Source organism: Candidatus Nanopelagicales bacterium (genome assembly GCA_028687755.1).
In the GTDB taxonomy this organism is placed as follows: Bacteria; Actinomycetota; Actinomycetes; order S36-B12; family S36-B12; genus UBA11398.
On sequence record JAQTZL010000009.1, the window covers coordinates 60777 to 80852 of the forward strand.

A 20076-nucleotide genomic window follows, 5' to 3' on the forward strand; every position below is an offset into this window, starting at 1 on the left:
GATGCCTTTCTGTGTTTGAGGGGTCAAACGATCGTTTCAGGCTTTTTGTCTGTGCGGTGCCTGAGGAGATAGGCGTCTTGTTTACGCGTGATCTCCAAGGTAACAACCAGGTCTGGGGTCGGGCAAAAGACAACCTTGAAACACATCAGCGATCGAAGACCTGCTTCCATCTCACGCAACAGACTTCTGCACTCTCTTCCTGAGTTTCGGTGGCCAACTGTACTCCCAAAAAACAAGGTATAGTCGGTACTGGGTGGTACAAGTTCACGGAGTCTCTGACGGAGAACTTCTTCTTTGCAGGTGTGGATCAAGGTAAAACTCATGGCTTAGGCTCCAGGTAGGGATGGTCGAAGAATGGTTGAAAAGTGGAAACAAGTTAAATTGACTGATTAAACTCTTTTTTCACTGTGAGGTGAAGCGATGACCACTATACTGTTCTCTCAGGACTGGTTGAAGCACCGTGGTGCCACCGTTCACTACAACACAACAAATCCAAGCTTTTTGAAGTTGGCTGAGGTTTATCACCGCATGGGGGTGAAGAACAACGTCTTCCATCTGGCACTGTTGAACCCGCAGCTGGCTAACGTAGATCCGTACGCACCTGATCTTCCGTTGAAGGTCCAGGGCATGATAGCGCAGGAGTGCAAGCTGAACTTCTGGTACTATCTCAGAGAGATAGAAAGGATCCCGACACCTGGTAGCACGGTGGCCACCAAGTTCCAAGCCAACCGCATGAACATCGCGCTGTACTGGCTGTACTTCAATCACGTCATGACCATCGCGGTGATTCTGCGTCAGAATGGCAAGACCACGACCATCACTGCGCTAGGCAAGTACCTGCTGAACTTTGGCACTCTGAATAACACCATCAACTTGTTGACCAAGTCTGAAGGTCTGAAGGCTGAGACTTTGCTCAGACTGAAGGCCATGTACAACGAGTTGCCACCTTACCTGAACTTCTCTAGCCGTGGTGACCTGTTCAACACCGAGATGGTTCACCTGAAAGCTTTCCAAAACAAGTTTCAAGGGCACTTGTCCTCTGCGTCAGAGAAGCAGGCTGACAAGGTAGGTCGAGGCTTTGTGTCACCCACCAGTTTGGTCGATGAAGCGTGCTTTGTGGAAAACATCGAAACAGCTGTGGCGGCTATGCTGATGTCTGGTAACTTTGCTCGACGTGCCGCTGAGAAAGCAGGACATCCTTTCGGTACGCTGTTCACCACAACGGCTGGAGATATCGATGACCGTGACGGTGGCTTTATCTACGAGTTGGCCACAGGAGCCACTCTCTGGGATGAGAAGTACTACGACAGCATGGATCTGAAGTCGCTGAACGAAATCATCTACAAGAACTGCACAGCCAACAAGAACGGCTTTAAGCGCCCTATGGTGCACCTGACACTCAGCTACCTTCAGTTGGGTCTGGATGACGAGTGGCTCAGAAAGACGCTGGAAGAAAACGTGTCTACGCCAGAGAACTTGGCGCGTGATCTCTTCAACCAGTGGAGAACAGGGTCTAAGCGGTCACCTATCGACAAACACCTGCTGGACATCCTCAGACAACATGAGTGCCCTACGGCACACAGCGAGTTCTATGCACCTTACAACCACCTGCTGCGGTGGTCTATCGACAAAGAGGAAGTCGGCCGACGCATTCAGCACAACCACAGCTTCATCATCGGTGTGGATACATCTGACGGCTCAGGTGGTGACGATATCTCCTTTGTGGTACGTGACCATGTGATCGGTGACGTGATCTGTGTCACGACTTTCAACGAGATCAACTTGATCACAGTGGCTGATATGTTCTTCAGTTTCATGATGGACTACCCTAACACCATGATGAACATGGAGCGCAAGAGTTCTGCCGCTGCTTTGATTGACTTCATGATCCTGAAGTTCTGTGCGGCTGGTATCAACCCGTTTACGCGGATGTACAACACCATCTTCCAGAACAAAGAGCAATACAAAAAAGAATACGAAGCTATCATCAGAGCTCGACCCGATGAAGTGGAGGTCTTCACAACCTACAAGAAACACATCGGCTTTGTGACCTCTGGCTCTGGTGTGACTTCTCGTTCTGAACTGTACAGCACGACACTGAACCACATGCTGAAATTCACAGCAAGTGTGACACGAGACCCGGCTTTGATCAAGCAGATCAGCTCTTTGGTGATCATCAACAACCGCATCGATCACCCCGCAGGTGGTAACGACGACTTGGTCATCGGTGCTTTGTTAAGCTACTGGGTTCTGATCAACGGGCGTAACCTGCATCTGTACGGTATCGACACTTCAAGTATCCTGAGAAACAACACGGTCTACCTGAAGGAGAAGTACAAGAACGAAGAGGATGAGTACGACCACGCTGAGATGATGGCGTTGGAAGCTGAGTTCAACCGGCTGTTGGACGACTACAGGGCCGAACGTAACCCTATCTTGGCACAGCGTTTGGAACTGAAGATCAAACACATCGCTGGAAGCATTCGGTCCGATAGCAACATCGTGTCTGTGGAAGAACTGTTGAGCAACATCGCTCGTGAGAAACGCGTAACTCGATTGTAAGGCAAAAAAGAAAAGCCACCCCACGGTGGTCTTTTCTAACCCTCTGTTCGAGAGGCTGGATGGTTTATCGGAACCCCATCCAGGTTCGGATCGCCTGCTGGTAACCCACTGACCGCTCTTGCTCCATTTGTCTCAGCAAGACCTCTGGATGCCGATGCGCGGTTTCGCGTCCCGGCACGCGTGTGCAGCGCCAGGTCAGCCACCCATTCACGGGGTGGGTTGTTACAACCACCCCTTTTGGAAGGCTGACTTTGTCCCAGTTGACGGCTGGGTCAGTCGGGTGGCGACACACCGATATCGCGATATCGGTGTGTCCTGGACGAGCGGCTGGCACGACACCGGCCGCAACCAGCGCGGCTGTCCCTTCCAGGCAGACGGCCGATTCCGGCAGTCCTGTAACCGCGAGGAATTCGCGGTACACGGCTGTCACTGTGGCTCGGTCCGGTCCTGTGGTCCGAGGTTTCACCACCCCCAGTTCCACCGCAGTGGGTGGCGCCCCCGTTGCCGCGAACAACTCAAGCTGGGCCGCGCGCAGTTGGGGGTATTTTGCAGTGATCTCGAAGGCAGACCACTTCAGGGTGGTACCACCGATCGACACCTCCACGGGAGTGGTTCCGCCTAGCGGAACCGCCTTCATGGTTCCGCGGTTGGGTAGCACCTCAAGTGCTACCAGGTCGAACTTGCGGCGAAGCAGTGCAAGTTCGACCTTAGTGAGTTTCTTCTTCTCTTCGCGCTTCTGTGCAAAGAGAGTGTTAAACTCAACTATGGCCGCTTCCCAGGCCACCCAGGCCTCAGCGCGGGAGCGCGAGGCTGGTCCTCGCGCTGTCAACTGGCGTTCTTCCACTTTCTCTCCTCACACCCTGATCTCTGTAGCGCTATATGGCACAGTCAGATCTAACGGCCAGGTGCAGTTGCCGTTTTGAACAGTTTACCCTCCTGTTCAGGAGCTGTGGCTTAGAGACTACCACCGGGTGTGTGGTAGGTCCAATAACCCGAGGTGGCGGAACACCGCCTCGTTCTCTCCTCCGCCGCGGCAATCCGCGACGAAGTCAGTCTTGTGGTACGCCCGGATGGACGCACCACAGGTGTGCGTCCACGTGGTCCAGGCGTCGCCGGTGATCACGACCGGATCGCCGGTATGATCGTCGGCGACCACGCGGCCCTGTTGGACCGTATGGGTGGCGACCCACCCAGCTGCCGCCATGTCGGCGGCTTTAATCACAATTTGTTTTCCCACGTTGTACTCCTTCACTCCACTGCTAAGCCGACTGTGGCTGAGATCAATGGAGTATGTTCAGTAACTATATATGTAACCGAAGATTTTTCAAAGAACTCTCACAGACACACAGGTATCCCCTGTGTGTCTGTGAGTTTGTCAATCAGAAATAATCCAGATACAGATCCAGAAGAAGCTCGGCAAGCACCTCATAGTTGGTAGCACCCACGCTGACCTTGATCACGACAATCACCTTGTCATGAAGAGGGTTAGTAGGGTTAGCCAACTCTGGGGGCGCTATAAGCTCCACAAAGTAACTTGTCACACCGAAGTTCGACAAGTCTTTCTCACGCACCCGTTTTCGACGATCTTCCTTGAACACAAAAGTAAAAACACCTTTGTTGGTTCCGATGTCGGTGACAGCGAAAGTCGGGTAGTTCTTGTAGTGATGAAGTTGGAGTTTGTCAAGGATATCGACTTTCGCCACCAGAAACTTGTGTAGCCTTTTGAGCGCACGTTTCTTCAGTCTTTCCCACCATTTGAAAGTCATGGTTACCTCACCGTCATAGCTGCCACTGAGAGCTTCAGATAGCCAGAGGTGGTCTGTCGCAAGAACACCAGATCGACTGTGGCCAGAGGCGGCACAGGGTTCTGGAGCTGGACAGGTGTTTGGTAGTTCTGGATGTCGATGACCACCGACTCACCGCCATGACGCACTTCGATGTGCGTGGGTGTGGGCGCTGATGTCTCAACGACTGGGTTGAAGAGTGGATGTGTGGTCTTGTAGACCTTGTTGACGAACTCAGTCACCGTGGGCAAGTTGTTACCGATGCTCAGCTTGCGTTGTGTGGGCGCATCCACCGTGGCACGGATATTGGTGCCGTAGTACGCTGTTGGAGACGGCACTTGTGAAGCCACTTCCCAGATGTTGCTGATTGCGCCATCGTAGGCTGGAGCTCGGAGGATCACGTCGATCGCTTGCACGTGGATGAAGTTGTTGTACACACCAGAGACGGTGGACAAGTTCAGTGCGTAGGTGAGGCGCTGTGTCAGCCCGTAGGCAGTTGGGTTGAATGACGGTGAGTTCGTGGCCAGACCTGCGATGTGAGTCACATCGTAGATCATGGAGCGATCCAGGTTCATCAGGTAGACACGGAGCGTGTAACCTGAGTTGGTATCGATCCAGACTGGGTACGCAAACAGTTTCACGTTGTAGCTGGTGTTGGCGGCGCTCACTCGCAGACGATAAGGTCTGGGGATGAAGTGTCCATCCACTGTGACAGACGCCACACCTGATTCGTTGGAAGACAGCCGGTACCGCAGCACCAGTGGCGCGCTGTGACCCACGATCGTGGACATGGCTGAATTCAGGCCATCCAGTGTGAACTTGTCACCGTCGATCGGATACTCCACCTCAGTGCCGTCGTTGTACTGCACGACACCGATAGGGCTGAAAGAGGCCAGAGGCAGGTTGACAGGATAGTCCACATCAGAAGCACTGCTGTCAGAGATGAACGCAGACTTCATGTAGATGTTCACGATGTACTTCTGCTCAGCGTAAGACTGAGAGATGAACGTGGTATTGTCCACGACGAGAGGCGCGCGACCACGAACCTTACCGGCAGAGTCATAGATCACCAGTGTGCAGGTGTCACCGTTCAGAAGCGTCTGATCGGTGTTGCAGGTGGGAACTGATTTGATGGCAAGATTGGTCAGTGTGTTGAAGGCTGTCAGTGTCAGGGGGATGTCATGACCCACGTAGACGCCACTGTTGTTGTAACGCCTGGAGATGATCCTGGCTGGGTCCACAAACTCACCGCGATAGATGCGCGCTGTGGTAGCAGCTTCTGAGTTGATGTGCAGGAAACCATCCACCGTCAGGGTGTGAGGGAAGATGGATGTGTCGTAATACAGCTTGTAGTTGGTGGGGGAGTCGGCGACGATCTCATCCACTGTGACATCTCGCTGCACCTGGATAGGTGCCAGTTCCGGGATGAAGGTGATAGGGCTCAGCGTAGCCACGCGCCACATCTTCCCTGTCTCTGGTTCCACGACCCAGTCATTGACGTTGGGGATGTACTTGTTCTGGCCTTCAAAACCCAGATAGATCTCATGGATAGAGAACATCTTGAATCCTGACAGCTCATTCTGGATGGGGGTGTGCCCGTCCGTCCCTACGATTCCGATAGCAGTTCCGCTCATGATGAACCCTTTCTCTTAAAAAAGTCGACCACACGATGCCACACCAGGGAACCATCGGCTCCCTGGTGTGGCTGTGAGTCAGTACTCGAACATATCGGAAACAGAAGCGGGTGGCGGTGGTGTGATTTGAGTTCCCACTGCTTGGGGTGGAACGATGTTGTACCGTGCCAAGATGGAGTACCAGACTTGGCTGGCGCGCTGGAAATCGTCGCTATTGATTTGCATGGGTTTTTTGGACAGAGCATCCATCAAGTACCCGCCGTTACCAGCCAAACTGTTGCTGTAGAGTTCGGCGGTCTGAGCGATCTGTTTGAAGCTCGGTCCAACGCGCGCAGCTGTGACGGCTTCTGTCAGGTACAGTGGCGGTACACGGTACAGTTCTTTACCACGAACATCGACCACAGCCACGGGACAAGAAGGCGTGCCAGCGATGCTCACCCATTCCGCCACCCAGCGTGGATTCTGTTCACCACCCAGAAACGACGGGAGAAAGTACCGCACGAAAACGTCTTCCGGGATAGTCTTGGGTTGGATGTCTTGTACCAGCTGCTGAAATAGCGCGTCTCCGTTGGTTTGGGTGGTCTGTTGAAAGTGGGTGACTTTGGACTGCACAGCGGCAGTCAGTGTGTGCTGATCCATGGTTAACTCCTGCGTAAAGCAATGTCTGAGAGAATGCGCTCTCCGTCACCATAATTGCTGGCATCAATGATATTTCTCAAGTCATCTCCTTGGATCTCCATGACCTTGGAAAGCTGGAGTTGTTCACCTTTTTCAGTCATGACAACAGCAGACATCAGCACAGCGTAGTACCGAGGTGTGATCTCGACCGCACGGGCTGTGGCTTCTGCTTGAGCAAAGTGTCTGGAAAGAAGCCTGCGAAGATCGGTGGCTACCTGGGTAGCCATGCCGGCTGGATCATTGATGAACTGGTGGTAGGTGTTGGGAAGACTGATGAGGTTGTTCTGGAAGAGAAGTGACTGTGCTGCGTCTGTCAGCATGTAGCACATGAACAGATGCGAGAGGGTAGACTGGCTGTCTTCTACCCACCCTTGGTCAGAGAGAGCTGCGAAGTTGTACATAGGGGCTCCTGGTGTAGCGATCACACCATCGAAAGCAAAAAAGAAAAGCCACCCTCTGGTGGTCTTTTCTAACCCTTGGTTAGGGGGCGGTTACTCAATGGTAACCAAGAGCCACCGGATGCTGGCTCCTTCGGGGAGGGTTGTTGCCCCTTCGGGCAGTCGTGGACCAGAATACTGGCCCACGATCAGGTCGTCGCCCTTCTCCAGGGCGACGTTGACCCGTGCCGGCGCGATGCCAGCGATGTCAAGCTCGTGGGCAAACAGTCCACAGGTGTCGGCATGGCCGACCGCCTGCCTGACCCGTGGGTCCAGGGCCGTATGACCCAGTCCACCCCAGCACTCTTCAGGTGCGAGGAGGTACTCACGCGTCTCCTCGCGGGTGATTTCGCGCATCTTGATGGTCGCTGTTTGTGCAGCGACCATGTTGAAACTGAACGCATTGCAGAGGTATGTAGCCATGTTGAACTCCTTCACCCCACTGCCAGACCAGATGTGATCGAGTTCAATAGGGTATGTTCAGTGTGTATATATGTAACTGAAGAAAAATCAAAAGTAACTCAGAGGAGAAGGTCTAGACCTTCTCCTCTGCTACTTTAGTCTTTAGGCAAGTTCACAGCGATCTCGCCTGTCTTCAGAAACTTCAGCAAGGTGGCCAGGTTGGTGGTGAAACCGCAAGCCCTGTCGTGACCACCGCCGCCGAATGACTTAGCGATCCATACACACACGTACCCTTCGCGAGAACGAGTCTGATAGATCACCTTGTCTTTGCTGACAACTGTATAACACGCCATGACATGGATCTCAGTTTGGCTTTTGAAGTAGGCGTCGCACAACTCGCTGGCCAGATGGTTGGAGTTGTAAAGTGCCATTTTCCAGACACCTTCTTCGCCCGACTCACCCACCAGGTCAATTGGCGTACGGGTGTCTTTGTTAACCACGGTCAACACGTCCACGCTGTTCTTCGCGTGTTTGGCGACGTATGCATCGTCGTGATCTAACAACGCCTGACCCGTTGCCACGATCTCGTCCACCTTAGGTGGTGTCAGAAGCCCCACCAGCATTCGAGGATGTACCTGACGATAGCGGGTAAACCCGGAGTTGAAGGCTTTGGTCTCAGGATACTCAAACTTCCAGAGATCGCGATCAGAGACCCACTTGACGTAGTTGGGCACTGTCAGGATTTCTTCGGCGGCTTCCTCGGGCGTCAACAGTCCAAGAGTCATCCACTGGAAAAGCTTGTATGTCATCAGAGCACCGCTATTTGTCTCACAGTACAAATACGCAAAGCCGTCAACTGCAAATGCCTTCCATCCGTCACAGGAGAGATCTGGCGCGTCCACCGCCAACCTTGGATTGAAGTCATCAAACCCTTCGAGACCGACAGTGGCACAGAAGTCCTGGTAGGCCGACTTGTGATGATCAACGACTGTGATCGCATAGCCGCTGTTCAACATGGCGCGGATCTGACCTGGTTTCGGACAGAAGTCCAGAAAGTAAATCTTCATATCCGCGGTAAAAGCCACGCCGTTGTTTTCCTTGGCCACTTTTGTACCCAGATGGAGAACATAATCATCCGGGGACACGTCGTGGCTGTCGTAATTGATGGGGACGCTGTAGGCATCTGGCAAAAAGCTGAGCGCGATCGCCGACGCCATGAGCCCGTCTTGGCAGTTGGCGTGGTAGAACAAAACGTAGGCGCTGGTGGGAGATGTGTTTTCCATGATTGATTCCTTAGTGTTGAACTTTGACGTTGGTAATCGTGATGGTTGCAAGATTGTCTATGGCAGACATTTGTGCCGCTAATAGAGTCGACAACCGATAAGCTGGCACAGACCAGTCGCTGTTGTTGTAGCAGACAATGACCGAAGCGGTGTTAGCAGGTGCCTCTAACACACTCACCTCTGTGAACCAGGCGTCCGCTGTGATACCGGTGATTTCGCCGCAGTCGCGTTCGCCCAAGAGCTTGGTGAGCGGCAGTATCTCGCGCGCCAGCTGACGGACCATGAGGTCAGAGACACCGTGAGATTTCTTGCCTGGAAGTTCTTTCTGGGTCGGCACAAACGTCACCGTCAACGACTTGATGCGATAACGAGTTTCAGCGCCGTGTACCCGGCTGAACATACGCGCATCATCCCAAGCGGGATCAAATTGCGTGCCTGGAACATAGTCAAAGTCCAGCAAAGAAGCTGCTACGTCAACCAGAGTAGCGGACCGGACACGACCTTCACCGCACTGGACAATCACTGAGTGATTGCTTTGCTTGGCTTCTTTCAGCACTTTCAGGATGAGCTTGGCTGTTTCCTCGTCCAAATTGTTGGACGATCGGGTTTGCTCGTGGAAACACGGGTAGTACCGGAAATGGTGTATCGCGGCAAAGTCTTCAGGGTGGGAGGGTGGTTTGACCATCTCGTTGGGGTCCACGATCTGGATCAGAGTCACGGGTTGATCGGGTCTCTCGTACTGCCGATCACGGAGTTGGTCACGAGAGATGTTCGTGATCCAGGGCTTGTATTCTTTCTTTTGTGTCATGATCTTCCTAAAAGAAAACTCTAGACTGCCCGAAAGGACAGTCTAGAGGGAACAGTTAAATGCTCAGCAACTTACGCAAAGTGGGACTTGCGTTGGGGTTGCGCTTCAGCAGGTTCTTGCGAAGCCAGTCGATGTTACCACCGGTGGCGTGGACAGTCCGACGAAAGTCCGGGAGCACCAGGTCTTTGTTGGTCAGCAGCTGGTTGAGTTCTTCCAGCTGGGTCTTGGTCAGAGTTTGCTGCGTCATTTGTTGATTTTTGCGTTGGGGTCTGTTTGATGTGTAAAGTCAATCTTCACATTGCTGAGAAGGAAGTCCAAGTTGTGGTAGGTGTTGACCATGATGAACTGTTCGTAAGGAAGCAGCTCTCTGTCACCAGGGACCAGATCTTCCTCATAGAACGCATAGTGCATATGCTCGTCTGTGTCTGTCACGACACCGTTCATGACTCGGCGGTAGTTGTAGTCCCAGTGTCCGACTTCGTTACCGAAGACGTTCTTGTAGGAGTCCGAGTATCCGTCGATGTTCTGCTCAAGGTACAACTGCTTCACTTTAGGGTGAGCCATGATGTACCGCTGCATGGTCGGGTTGGCTGTCTGAAACTCAGCCACCGTTGTCAACTCCACAAAGTAGTTGTCCAAGGCTGTGGTTCCTGACGATTGCAACTGATTCATGATACCCGACCGGATGAACGTGTCGGTGACATAGTTGTAGCTGGCGGTCACTGCTTGACGGATACGGTCCAGGTAAGGATTGCCGTGATGCGCTGGTAGTGATTCCAGCTGTCGTGCCAGGTACCCTGCCACGATGTCTGACTTGTCCCCGTAGAGGACATAGGACAGACCAGCTTCTGGTATGGTGGCGACTACGCCCATTTATAGACCTTCCTGTAATAACTGGGTAAAGCGATCGACAAGGATTTTGTCGAGAAGAAGAGCCGGTGTGAAATGCACTCTGTGTGCACCGTCAGCGAGCACAGCCAGACAGTTGCGCGATTCTTCACCCGTCAGGTACCCCAGATCAAACAGAAGGTTGATCAAGGAGGTCACTGAGTACTCTGATCGCATGCGACTGTACCAGAGCTGTCTCGACAAGTCACCGCGATCCATCGTGAAATGGTAGTTTGTCACGGAACTGAGCGCAATGTATGCTTCAGCGTCACTTGCCTTTACCGTACCTGTCGCTACGGCTTTCAGCATCGCAGCACGCTGCATATAGAACACGTCAACCCCAAGTTCCGCTTTCTCACTTTCTGCGAGATAGAAGTACCGCATCAGGTCGCTGAATTTTGCCCGACCTTTCAGATACCGACCGATAGCGCCATAGACGCTGGATTGCTCATAGCACCCAATAGGGTCAGAGGTCACTGCGTCCGGGATATCCCAGAGCTCCTTTACGCGACCGATCAGATTCAGTGCCCACAGGTGACACATCAGAATACCGATCAGCACGTTGGCGTAGATGGTGTAAAGCAATTTTGTCATGAGTAGTTCTCGTCGTTCATCCAAGCTGCCAAAGTCGAAATGTGTGTCTTTGGGAACTTGATGTTGTTACTGAAGTCGTTGGGGCCAGAGAAACCCAACACGTTGTGATATGGACGCATGTTTTCTGTTGCCATTGTGACCAGATCTGTCAACGGCAAGTAGAGATTCAGCTCATCCAAGGAAATTGTACGCATTGCTGCGCTTTTATCGCTTCTACTAATTGAGGGATCTTATCTTTCAGCTGGACCCGAAAGATAGGATGCTAATAACTTTGCATTTTCAACGGTTGAATAGACTGCTACCCAATCGCCGATTTGTCTTATTTGATTTTTCTTCAAACAGACTGTGACCGATTTTTTACTAAGCTTTGTCTGCTTAATAAACTCTACCGCGCTAGGGAACACATAGCACTTACGATCAATGAAATTGAATGCAAGCACTTGCTTACGCCCATGGCTTTTGGCACGTTCGATTTCCGCAGCAGTCATTTGCGGAAAATCATTACAACTGTAGGCGATTTGATACCGCTTGCGAAAAACACGCGGATACGCCGTTTTAGATATAGAGACATAGATGTGACTCGGACTTGTCTGGAAGTACCGTGCAGCCTCACCTATTGAACTGAAATGTCGTTCTTCGCCGGAGTAGATATCCATGGACTTTACAGCCGCGGATGTTCTATCGGCATCTGACTTAAAGTTGTTTCGTCTGTTATGGGTCAGCTCGGCAGGTAGGGAATGACTAGCTTTACGGAAACAGAAGATAACACCCGCAATTTCCGTACCGTCTTTTATCGAATCCCAAACATCTAGCGCTGTGCTCGCATGTGCTTTAGCGGCGTCGTGCGCATTATAGTAGCCAGCTGTTGGCACACCAGCCTTTACCGCGTATACCGAAATACACGATCGGTCAGCTCGCATCACCGCGCTGTGAGTGTTGTTCTCTAAGGCTGTCACCCACTCTAAGTTGGTCGCGCGGTTGTTGGTTAAATCAAGATCTCTGTGATTAACTTGATGTTGATCCGGTCTCTTTCTTGGTATATGAGTTATAGCTACTAGCCTGTGAACTCCAAAAGTTATCCACAAGTTTTCGCTAGTTTTTATGTTGACGGTTATGTAGCCGTCGCCGTTAACGCAAGTGTTTCTTTTATTTCCGTCGACACCATAGACATTGCCGTCAGTGTCGACGTAAAAGTCATTGCTAAATGGTATCTTTTTTCTTTCCATTGATTTCCTTTTCAATTTGTCGTAGAAGCTGCCGGCTCGTTATTTCCGGCTGTCTTAAATTGTCCAGATTTAAGACTCCGATGGTCACCCACCGGTTTAGACTATATCTTCATCCTTACGGATGCTTCCTGTTTCGATTTAAAGGCTGGCGCCTACCACTTGGCTCTACTCTACTCGCTTCCAGCATAGCTGTGCTTTCGATAGTCGTTGAACGTTACGCGTAGCACGCTTCACAGCGTTCTTTAGCGTCTTCGCTGCTGATTGTCTCTACCAATTACTTTTCAAACCGTGGCGTATTGTATTTCTACATCCGCTGTGGTGTAACTGTCTAGCGAGAGTTTCCAGCAATTAAGGAAGTTTATAACGATGGCAATAATTCTACCATCGTGGTCACTGTTAAATCCAGCGCCAATCCGGTCAGACATGGAGAACGTCGTATCGTCAGGGTCGTTCTTGATCCGAACAATACAGACCCGCTGGATACTGCCGCGGTGCAACAGCGGGTTACGGCTGAGCAGAGCGACGATACCGCCAGGGGTACTGGCGATCATCTTCTCGAAGGCCTGCTGGATCCAAGGGTGATGCAGCCTGACATGGTAAGTCAGGAACCGCACCTGTTCCTTGTAACTCATCTGGCCTTCTTTGTCCAGCAGGTTCAGCAGGAACGGTCGGAACAGCGTGCAGGCCACACTCCACGGAAGATGCAGATCATCGTGTCTGTGAGCACCCTGGATACTCACGATCACCGCCCGGGCAGTGAAGTGGTTCCGGGAAGACCCGATGTTCTGCCTCACCAAGCCGTACTTCTTGAAGATGTAGTCCTTCATGTACTTCTCGTAGAAGGCACCCATCTCGATCAGTGACTTGGCCACCTTGACCTGCTTGATAGCAGGTGGTCGTGTTCGCAGATCGATACCTGACAGCCGCCGAATCACGTTGATCGGAGAGAGAAGAGCGCGGTCGAAGAACCGTCCTAACTCGTTGGACTCTGACGCAAACACGATCTTGTTCGGGAAGGGCAAGTAGTTGCTGAAGATCTCCTTTTCATTCTCACGCAGCAGCGCCATGAACGTGAAGTCCGTCGTCTCCTTGGTATACAGGATCTCTGTCTCCAGGAGTTCGATGATCCGGTAGAAGTTCTGCACAAAGGAGTTGTACCCCTTGGGGATCTTGTGCGACTCCAGCAGGTGATCCAGCTTCTCGATGGTCATCATGTTACTCATGCTCTTGGCCATGGTCGCACGATAGGTCGGGATCAAGATGTGTTCGATCAACGACACTTTAGGACGACCGATGGTGTACCTGAGGACCAGGATCCGCATCATGGCTGGCGAGATGAACAGCTCCACCCCCTGAGGCTTCTGCACCCAGAGCAAGAAGGAGATCGGGTCATCCAGTCCGTTGACCACCTTGGTGTTACAAAGGTGGCACACGGTCCCTACGTAGTAGGTGCCTGTGGTACATCCGCACTGGCACGAAGGGATCAGCGACAGGTTGTCCTGTGCGTAGTTCTTCATGGCCATGGCGTCGATCAGCTCTTTGTTTTGGGCTGACAGCGGGTCGATCTGATTGATCAGTACTTTATCGGAGGTGATCCGGTTGTAGAGGTCGTCATAGGAGATCAATTGAAGTGCCGATGGCATGCTTCGTCCTTAAGTTGGTTGAATGAAAACAGTCCACACCGCGTACACAGCGTACGCGGTATACACAAGGGTCATGATCTTAAGCCATGTTCCAAGATAGCTTCTCTTTCTCACGCTGAGTTCTCCTCTAGGGTTGATGAAGGTGGTACAGCTGTTATGTACCTAACCGGGTTTATTTCCGGTGCACCTTCTCGGAGTCGCCATTAACATTGGTATTTGAAAAAGAAAAGACCTCAGACCACCCTTGTGAGGTGGTCTGAGGGTCAGTTCAAGTCAGCCGATCTGGTTGATTACCAGCTGCGAACGTAGCCTTGTTGGTAGGCGCCGTAGCTGCCGTAGCCGACGTTGGCGTTGCCAGCGAAGCGGATGTCCTGGCCGAGCATCGCGGAACCGAAGTCCGCAGTGGCACGGCGCACAAACATGTCGTTGCCACCGCTGGTGGAGTCGAACAGAGGCTGGCAGCCAGATGCGTTCAGAGCACCGATCCAGGCACGGAGGCTGTCGGTGTTAAACGTGAGGCGATCGTACATTTGTTTGTACACCGCGGTATTGCCGGACATGTCGTCGATCATCTTCCGGCGCACGCAAGCACGCAGTTCGGCCGGCATCGTGGTCGCGTACAGAGTGTTCGTGTACTCAGTCAGGATGCTGGGGCTTTGGCTGGTGTCTGCCACCCAGTTGGCCACCGCCAGGTAGCTGGACAGGTGACGCAGGTCACGGTAACCGTCCTTGGCGCGGTAGAAGCCGCCATGGATTTTGTTGGTTGCCACGTGGAACATCGGCACGTTGGGTTGCACATAGCGGCCGTTGGTGACGAAGCTCAGGAACTCAGCCATGCGAGCGTACGCATTGGGGTCGTTCAAGAAGTGCATGTACTGGAAAATCGACGTTGCCCACGTATTGGGGCTGGCCTTGGGCAGATCGATCGAGATCATCATGTCCGGGAAGCACATGGCCGTCAGGAAAGTCACCAGTTCAGCGGGCTGGAAGTTCTTGGACTTGGTGTCGTAGCGACGACCGTAGCCAGATGGATCCAGCGAGATGTTGCCTTCCAGGTTCAGCGCACCGATGTCGTTGAGGTCGATCTCGTTTTTGCGAGCGGGCGTGGGACGGAACGCCTGAGTCCAAGACATGTCCTGGTTCAGAGACGCCACGCTGGCCACACCCATCATCATCAGATCAGGTGTCAGAGCGTAGGTGGGGCTCTCGATACCAGTGATGATGAAGTTCGACACGAACTTCTGTGTTCCCATCACGCCGTTCATCGGACGAGGCTGGGTGTACTCGAAGTCGATGTAGCCGTAAGTCTGGCTAATGATCGTGTTCTCTCCCATCTGGTTGACAGAGCGACGGTTGGCCGCTGTGTTGTTCCGGAATGAGAGGGTCACGCACACGTCTTGGCGAATGGGCATGCCCACTGCGTCGAGGTACGAGGCCTCGTCAGCGTTGAACGCGATCGAGACATAGAACTTGCCACGGGGGTTGTCGGCGATCAGCTGCTGCAGGTTGCAGCCGCGATAGTCGTTCACCCGGAACTCGGTCTCGGCGCCCAGGGCGTTGAGGGAGTTGGACAGCAGGCCGTAGACCGATTCTTCGGTGTCAGCGTTGAACTCGTTGGGGACGAGCACGCTGTCCACCAGCTGAACATCGGCAGGGGGGACGGACGTAGCTGCCGAGACAGCGATACGCACTTTCTGTGCGTAGTTTTCGTCCATTGCCTCGGCCGGTGTCAACACAAACGTGTAAGGCACGTTGTTGATGTTTTCGGTGTACGACCGCGGATAGGTGCCGGTCTTTTCGATCATCAGTGTGTGTGCCGCACACACGCCGCCCAGGATCCGGATCACGATGATCGCGGAGTAGTTCAGGCCAGAGTCGGTAGTCAACAAACGGATGACTTTCCATTGACCACCGTCAGTGGCGGTCTCGGTGATCTTCTTCATGGTGTCGCCGAACAACTTGAAGATCTTGTCAAAGGTGTCGCCACCGGTGCCGAAGCGGCCGAGCTGATTGGCCAGTCCAAAGGAAACGGGGTTCAAAGTTGCTGCGGGCTGCTGGCGACGAAAGTTGCCATCGTCTTGGGTTTGGGCGGATTGAGTGGGTGCGGCTGCTGCGGATGTGAAAGCGTTGTGCGTTGCCATGTTGGCTCCTATAAAAAACGTTGATGAATGATGAAAATTGACGTTCCCGGTTGAGCAAGATCTCTCTTGCTTCAACTCACTTTATTCTACCAGTGTAGTAAAATTTTACTTTTTGGTTGCTCAGCTCGCCTTTCTTCTTGTGGACATGATAAACACCTGACCCTGAGGTTTCTGTGCCTTAGGGTGGTAACTGGGGTACACCGGTTGGCGCGCTGTCTCGCTTTCCACCGTCGGATACTGGAACATCTGCTGCTCTTTGACCGCGTTCTTTCCGATCCGATAGTATTGGATCTGGTTGAGACGAAAGTTCAAGTAGTCCATGATTTCGTTATCAGGGAACTCAGCAAGCTTCTCGGTCACATAGACCAAGTCATCGTTGACGATGATAGTCCTTTGTCCATGGTGAAAAATATTGATGTATCGGATCAACAACATCGTCTCTGCTGGTGTGATCTGATAGTCACCCGTCCTCACCGTGTACACTTCGTTCTTCCAGGAACCGTGTTCCCAATTGGCCAGCTGGTTACGAAGACACTGCATCTCCGTGACATAATCAGCCCTGTTGTTCAGGGTGTACGTCTCGTACACCCGCTGAAGCAGCTCCGGTTTCAAGGCCTCGCCACTCAGGAAGGCTTTGTAAACATACTCCAAAGGGAGGCCCAGGGAGTGCTTCTGTTTATTGATAGACATGTGTGTCTTTCCTTAAAGTTGGGGTTGCTACAGTTAATATACATGGTATCGAAAAAGCTTCCGATGCACCTGGGGTATCGTGTGAAACCTTATTACAGGAAGCGGGCATGCAGTATTTAGAAATCTTCGATCGCTCGTACCTCCAGAGAAGCCCACGGACAGGAGTGACACAGCAGCGGGACGTGGACTACCTGCGAAGGCACTACATCTTCAACCGGGACGCTATCGACAACTACTACAAAACCAGAAACTTTGCTGTCAAGAACACCAACATCATCAGCCGGATGGTAGAACACTTTCCATTGAACCTGGGAAGCGACACCTACCAGTACCTGGAGTCAGTGGACCGACGTCTGGTCTATCTGGCCAAACACTTCAAGTTCACCAGTGACATCGAAAAGGGTGTCTTTCACCCACCACACTTCTTCGGCAACGGAGGAGGTGAACTGATCTTGGCTGGCTATGAAAGCTTTGACGCAGATGCTTTTGTCAGGAACTGGAAGAACGAGTCCTCTGTGCGCGTTTTAACGCACCCTAGGAACGATACCAGGATTCTTTTACCCTTAGGTACCAACGATGGTAACAAAAGCGGTATAGGCTCTGTATTGATCAATGTGCCTAAGCTGGCACTGCAATACAGAGAGTTCCTCAAAGAGCAGAACAGAAAAGCGGACACAGACCTGATCTTGGGTAAGAACAACTTTGTGATCAAGTATGTGCTACCTAACATGATGGATGACGTAATCGATCACACGCTGCTTAACCGTGTCATCGACAGGTTCTACGGCACGGAGTACACAGAGCCTGACAAGAAGTACGCCTTCAAGATCTTTCAACCGGACACTCAGCTGAACAGGTATGTGGATGAAGTTCTGGAGCAGATCACTCAGAAGCCCATGACGTTCATCGAGATGCTTCGACACATCAAACTGGTCTTTAACGAGGATGCCTCAGAGCTGCTGGCATTACCAGACTTCTTTGGAACGCGTCAGTCTAAGCCGGCTATCGTGGCTTCACGTCTGAGATACATGACCTTTCTCCTGGACGCTTGTAAAAGCAAGTCTGAGAACAAAGGGTTTATCAACGACTGGAAAAAGTTCAGTGAGAGACTGCTGAACGACAAAGGGTTGCTGAATCTGTTCGACACACAGACAGAGACTGACCTGCTTGAAAAATTGAACCGCATCAACATGAGCTAAGACCAGTCCGGGATAATCCCGGACTGGTCTTCTGCTATTTGTTCAGCTCAGAGTTTCGCTGCCGTCAAAAATACCGTTCCCCGGTATTGGCCAGAGGCGAGCGCGAAACGCCCTGTCAAAACGTGTGGCCTCGTCAACAATGTCGGCACGTCGCATAAGAGCGAGCAGAAGGTTGCTTGGATCTACCTTTTTCTTGTTCTGTTCGTCTTGGTACAGGTAGTCCGGATCAGGCGCTGGTTCTTTCTCGATATAGGACGTTTGGTTGTCGTAGGCGTAGATATGCACTGTGTACCTCCTTATGTTGTCTGAGTGGTCTGATTTTTGGAACGCTCGTTCAAAAGCGCACGATACTGATCCATATACTTGTCTGCACCCACAGCCGTCAGTTGCTTGACAAGTTCATTTTCTCTGGTTCGGCCACGACGCCAGACACTGATGTCATCCGCCATTTCGTAGTAGTAATCAAAGTCACGCACAGCTTCTTTCAGATCATCAGGGAGCCGCGGATACTCCGACTCCAGCTCTGCAACTTTGGCGTTAAAGGCGGCACGCTGTTCTTCTTGTTTGATATCGCGCAATGTCTGCTGCAACAGTCGCTCGACAGCGTTCTTACCACGGTAAGACAGAAATGGAAACATGTTCAGCTTGCCAGCTTTGATGGCTTCTACAAGCTCGTGCTTGTCGGTGGGATCTTGGACGATTTTAGGTGTCTGTACCACCATGATCTTTCCGTAGTGCTGGTGGTACTCATAGGCTGTCATAAAGACCGTGCCATCTTTGAATTCCCAGCGGTGATCGTTGGTGGCAAGAAACTCGCCATTGCTGGCGTAGAGAGGAAAACTAACCAGAAGAAAGGTTGGCTTTTCTGAGGGAGCTGGAATCATGGTTACTCCTTAAATACCCGACCGCTAGTTCTGATGTGAACGAGTTCAGTGGGTGTGGGCAGTAGCTATATATGCGACCATAACTTTGTCAGAAGCAAAAAAGAAAAGCCACCCCACGGTGGTCTTTTCTTCGGTCACCGGAATTTTTCAAACGGTTTTGCGTTCCCTGAACTCCATCCTTACCACAGCTGTCATCTTCAACAGTTCGGTATGCGGAATGGTAGCAAAGATCTGCTGTGCTTTGACCAAAGTTGCGAGTGTGATCTCGGCGGTCTCTTCATCCAACACTTTCAGATCCTTCAGTTGGTCCAGCAGATCTTTCAGGGGTTTCGTCTCAAATGGTCTTCCTGTCTTCCCTGACCACATCTCCAGGATCCTTATGTACTGTTGCAATGTGTGCCAGTACGACATAGGCTTCCCAGAGACGTCTCTGTAGATAGTGATGCCGTGCTCATCCACCTCAGCTTGTCCAGTCTCTATGACCCGTTTAAGGGCCTCCTCGAAGGGTCTGAACAACACAAAACTGTTGACCAGGACAGGGGGTCTTGCGACGATCTTACCTGGTCTGTATTTCTTCTTAGCTGTCGCCATGTTTCTCTCTTTCAGGTAAACGATAAAAAGACACACTCAGGTCCGGAGACCTGAGTGTGTTTTAAGTTTTCATCAACTAGGGAGCCCACGAACGCTCCCCTGTCGGATCTTATCTGACATGCCGCCAGCATAGCTGGTAGGTGCCAAAGATCCTCAAGGGCAACGCCCTCCCTTTAGGGAGGTTCAAGGCCGTCACTTGTAGGCATTCGGTCTATCCTGCTTCCGCAGCGACATCGACCTGGTGGCTTACCAACACCAGACGGTTCCAACCGGCGCAAAAGTCCCGTCCACCTCTGCGCTACCGTGCCGGATACACGGTTTTCCGTCACATTATACACCCGTGGGTATTATTACGTTACCATGGGTGACAGGTCTTCGTGACTGAGGGTATCATAACCGAAGTCACGAGAGTGGACATGATGACGGAGGGCTATCTTCATGGCCTCTTCTGGCGTGTAGCCAGCTTGCAGAAGTCCGACCAGCAAATCATCCATAGAGCCGTTTGTGTAATATGAGCTAGGATCTATGACCTGGATAGTCAGTTTCAGGATTGGAAGCACTTTCTTTTCAGGTTGCTCCAGCTTGATACCGAGGTAAAAGAACCACGAACTTGTCATCACAAAAGTGCTGCG

General features: G+C 52.0%; 23 protein-coding genes. 2 read left to right on the plus strand and 21 right to left on the minus strand.

Translation table 11 applies throughout. From position 1 onward, the window contains the following. Window positions 1–420 precede the first annotated feature (420 nt). Window positions 421–2562: a hypothetical protein gene (locus PHN51_10340; protein ID MDD2819173.1), complete on the plus strand. Its 2142-nt coding sequence runs from the start codon at window positions 421–423 to the stop codon at window positions 2560–2562. 64 nt (window positions 2563–2626) lie between these two features. On the opposite strand, the gene PHN51_10345 is transcribed toward PHN51_10340, so the two are convergent. The 17 genes from PHN51_10345 to PHN51_10425 form a co-directional block, all read right to left on the minus strand. After that, window positions 2627–3406: a hypothetical protein gene (locus tag PHN51_10345; protein ID MDD2819174.1), complete on the minus strand. Its 780-nt coding sequence runs from the start codon at window positions 3404–3406 to the stop codon at window positions 2627–2629. 117 nt (window positions 3407–3523) lie between these two features. Then, window positions 3524–3799 (minus strand): hypothetical protein, encoded by a 276-nt coding sequence (locus tag PHN51_10350; protein MDD2819175.1) that lies wholly within the window; start codon window positions 3797–3799, stop codon window positions 3524–3526. 142 nt (window positions 3800–3941) lie between these two features. Beyond that, window positions 3942–4328 carry a hypothetical protein gene (locus tag PHN51_10355; GenBank protein MDD2819176.1) on the minus strand — a complete coding sequence of 129 codons (387 nt, stop codon included), beginning with the start codon at window positions 4326–4328 and terminating at the stop codon, window positions 3942–3944. A 2-nt stretch (window positions 4329–4330) separates the two neighbouring features. Next, complete coding sequence (locus PHN51_10360) at window positions 4331–5980, minus strand: hypothetical protein (GenBank protein ID MDD2819177.1); 1650 nt, start codon at window positions 5978–5980, stop codon at window positions 4331–4333. A 78-nt stretch (window positions 5981–6058) separates the two neighbouring features. Beyond that, complete coding sequence (locus tag PHN51_10365; protein MDD2819178.1) at window positions 6059–6619, minus strand: hypothetical protein; 561 nt, start codon at window positions 6617–6619, stop codon at window positions 6059–6061. A 2-nt stretch (window positions 6620–6621) separates the two neighbouring features. Continuing rightward, the gene (locus PHN51_10370; protein ID MDD2819179.1) at window positions 6622–7059 is read right to left on the minus strand and encodes a hypothetical protein; all 438 of its coding nucleotides are present in this window, start codon (window positions 7057–7059) and stop codon (window positions 6622–6624) included. Between the two features lie 90 nt (window positions 7060–7149). Continuing rightward, complete coding sequence (locus PHN51_10375; protein ID MDD2819180.1) at window positions 7150–7518, minus strand: DUF1874 domain-containing protein; 369 nt, start codon at window positions 7516–7518, stop codon at window positions 7150–7152. A 134-nt stretch (window positions 7519–7652) separates the two neighbouring features. Continuing rightward, entirely contained in the window at window positions 7653–8780 is a 1128-nt protein-coding gene (locus PHN51_10380) for a hypothetical protein (protein MDD2819181.1), read from the minus strand. A 10-nt stretch (window positions 8781–8790) separates the two neighbouring features. Further along, window positions 8791–9588: a hypothetical protein gene (locus PHN51_10385; protein MDD2819182.1), complete on the minus strand. Its 798-nt coding sequence runs from the start codon at window positions 9586–9588 to the stop codon at window positions 8791–8793. Window positions 9589–9643: 55 nt separating this feature from the next. Then, window positions 9644–9835 carry a hypothetical protein gene (locus PHN51_10390; protein MDD2819183.1) on the minus strand — a complete coding sequence of 64 codons (192 nt, stop codon included), beginning with the start codon at window positions 9833–9835 and terminating at the stop codon, window positions 9644–9646. Then, a complete protein-coding gene (locus PHN51_10395; GenBank protein MDD2819184.1) occupies window positions 9832–10461 on the minus strand; it encodes a hypothetical protein in 630 nt (209 codons plus the stop codon). Before PHN51_10395 ends, PHN51_10390 begins: the two co-directional genes overlap by 4 nt. After that, window positions 10462–11070 (minus strand): hypothetical protein, encoded by a 609-nt coding sequence (locus PHN51_10400; protein ID MDD2819185.1) that lies wholly within the window; start codon window positions 11068–11070, stop codon window positions 10462–10464. Next, window positions 11067–11264, minus strand: coding sequence for a hypothetical protein (locus PHN51_10405; GenBank protein MDD2819186.1), 198 nt, complete (start codon window positions 11262–11264; stop codon window positions 11067–11069). Before PHN51_10405 ends, PHN51_10400 begins: the two co-directional genes overlap by 4 nt. Window positions 11265–11300: 36 nt before the next feature. Continuing rightward, window positions 11301–12296 (minus strand): HNH endonuclease signature motif containing protein, encoded by a 996-nt coding sequence (locus PHN51_10410; GenBank protein MDD2819187.1) that lies wholly within the window; start codon window positions 12294–12296, stop codon window positions 11301–11303. A gap of 281 nt (window positions 12297–12577) precedes the next feature. Next, a complete protein-coding gene (locus tag PHN51_10415; GenBank protein MDD2819188.1) occupies window positions 12578–13939 on the minus strand; it encodes a hypothetical protein in 1362 nt (453 codons plus the stop codon). Window positions 13940–14229: 290 nt separating this feature from the next. Next, window positions 14230–16080, minus strand: a complete 1851-nt coding sequence (locus tag PHN51_10420) for a hypothetical protein (protein MDD2819189.1) — start codon at window positions 16078–16080, stop codon at window positions 14230–14232. A gap of 120 nt (window positions 16081–16200) precedes the next feature. Next, window positions 16201–16770: a hypothetical protein gene (locus PHN51_10425; protein ID MDD2819190.1), complete on the minus strand. Its 570-nt coding sequence runs from the start codon at window positions 16768–16770 to the stop codon at window positions 16201–16203. A 107-nt stretch (window positions 16771–16877) separates the two neighbouring features. Between PHN51_10425 and PHN51_10430 the strand changes: the two genes are divergently transcribed. Next, window positions 16878–17969 carry a hypothetical protein gene (locus tag PHN51_10430; GenBank protein ID MDD2819191.1) on the plus strand — a complete coding sequence of 364 codons (1092 nt, stop codon included), beginning with the start codon at window positions 16878–16880 and terminating at the stop codon, window positions 17967–17969. A 42-nt stretch (window positions 17970–18011) separates the two neighbouring features. Here PHN51_10430 and PHN51_10435 read toward each other — a convergent pair whose 3' ends face one another. The 4 genes from PHN51_10435 to PHN51_10450 form a co-directional block, all read right to left on the minus strand. After that, entirely contained in the window at window positions 18012–18254 is a 243-nt protein-coding gene (locus tag PHN51_10435; protein ID MDD2819192.1) for a hypothetical protein, read from the minus strand. A gap of 11 nt (window positions 18255–18265) precedes the next feature. Beyond that, entirely contained in the window at window positions 18266–18853 is a 588-nt protein-coding gene (locus PHN51_10440; GenBank protein ID MDD2819193.1) for a hypothetical protein, read from the minus strand. A gap of 147 nt (window positions 18854–19000) precedes the next feature. Further along, entirely contained in the window at window positions 19001–19444 is a 444-nt protein-coding gene (locus tag PHN51_10445; protein ID MDD2819194.1) for a hypothetical protein, read from the minus strand. 350 nt (window positions 19445–19794) lie between these two features. Next, window positions 19795–20076, minus strand: a 282-nt coding sequence (locus tag PHN51_10450; GenBank protein ID MDD2819195.1) for a hypothetical protein, incomplete at its 5' end; no start/stop codon positions are given.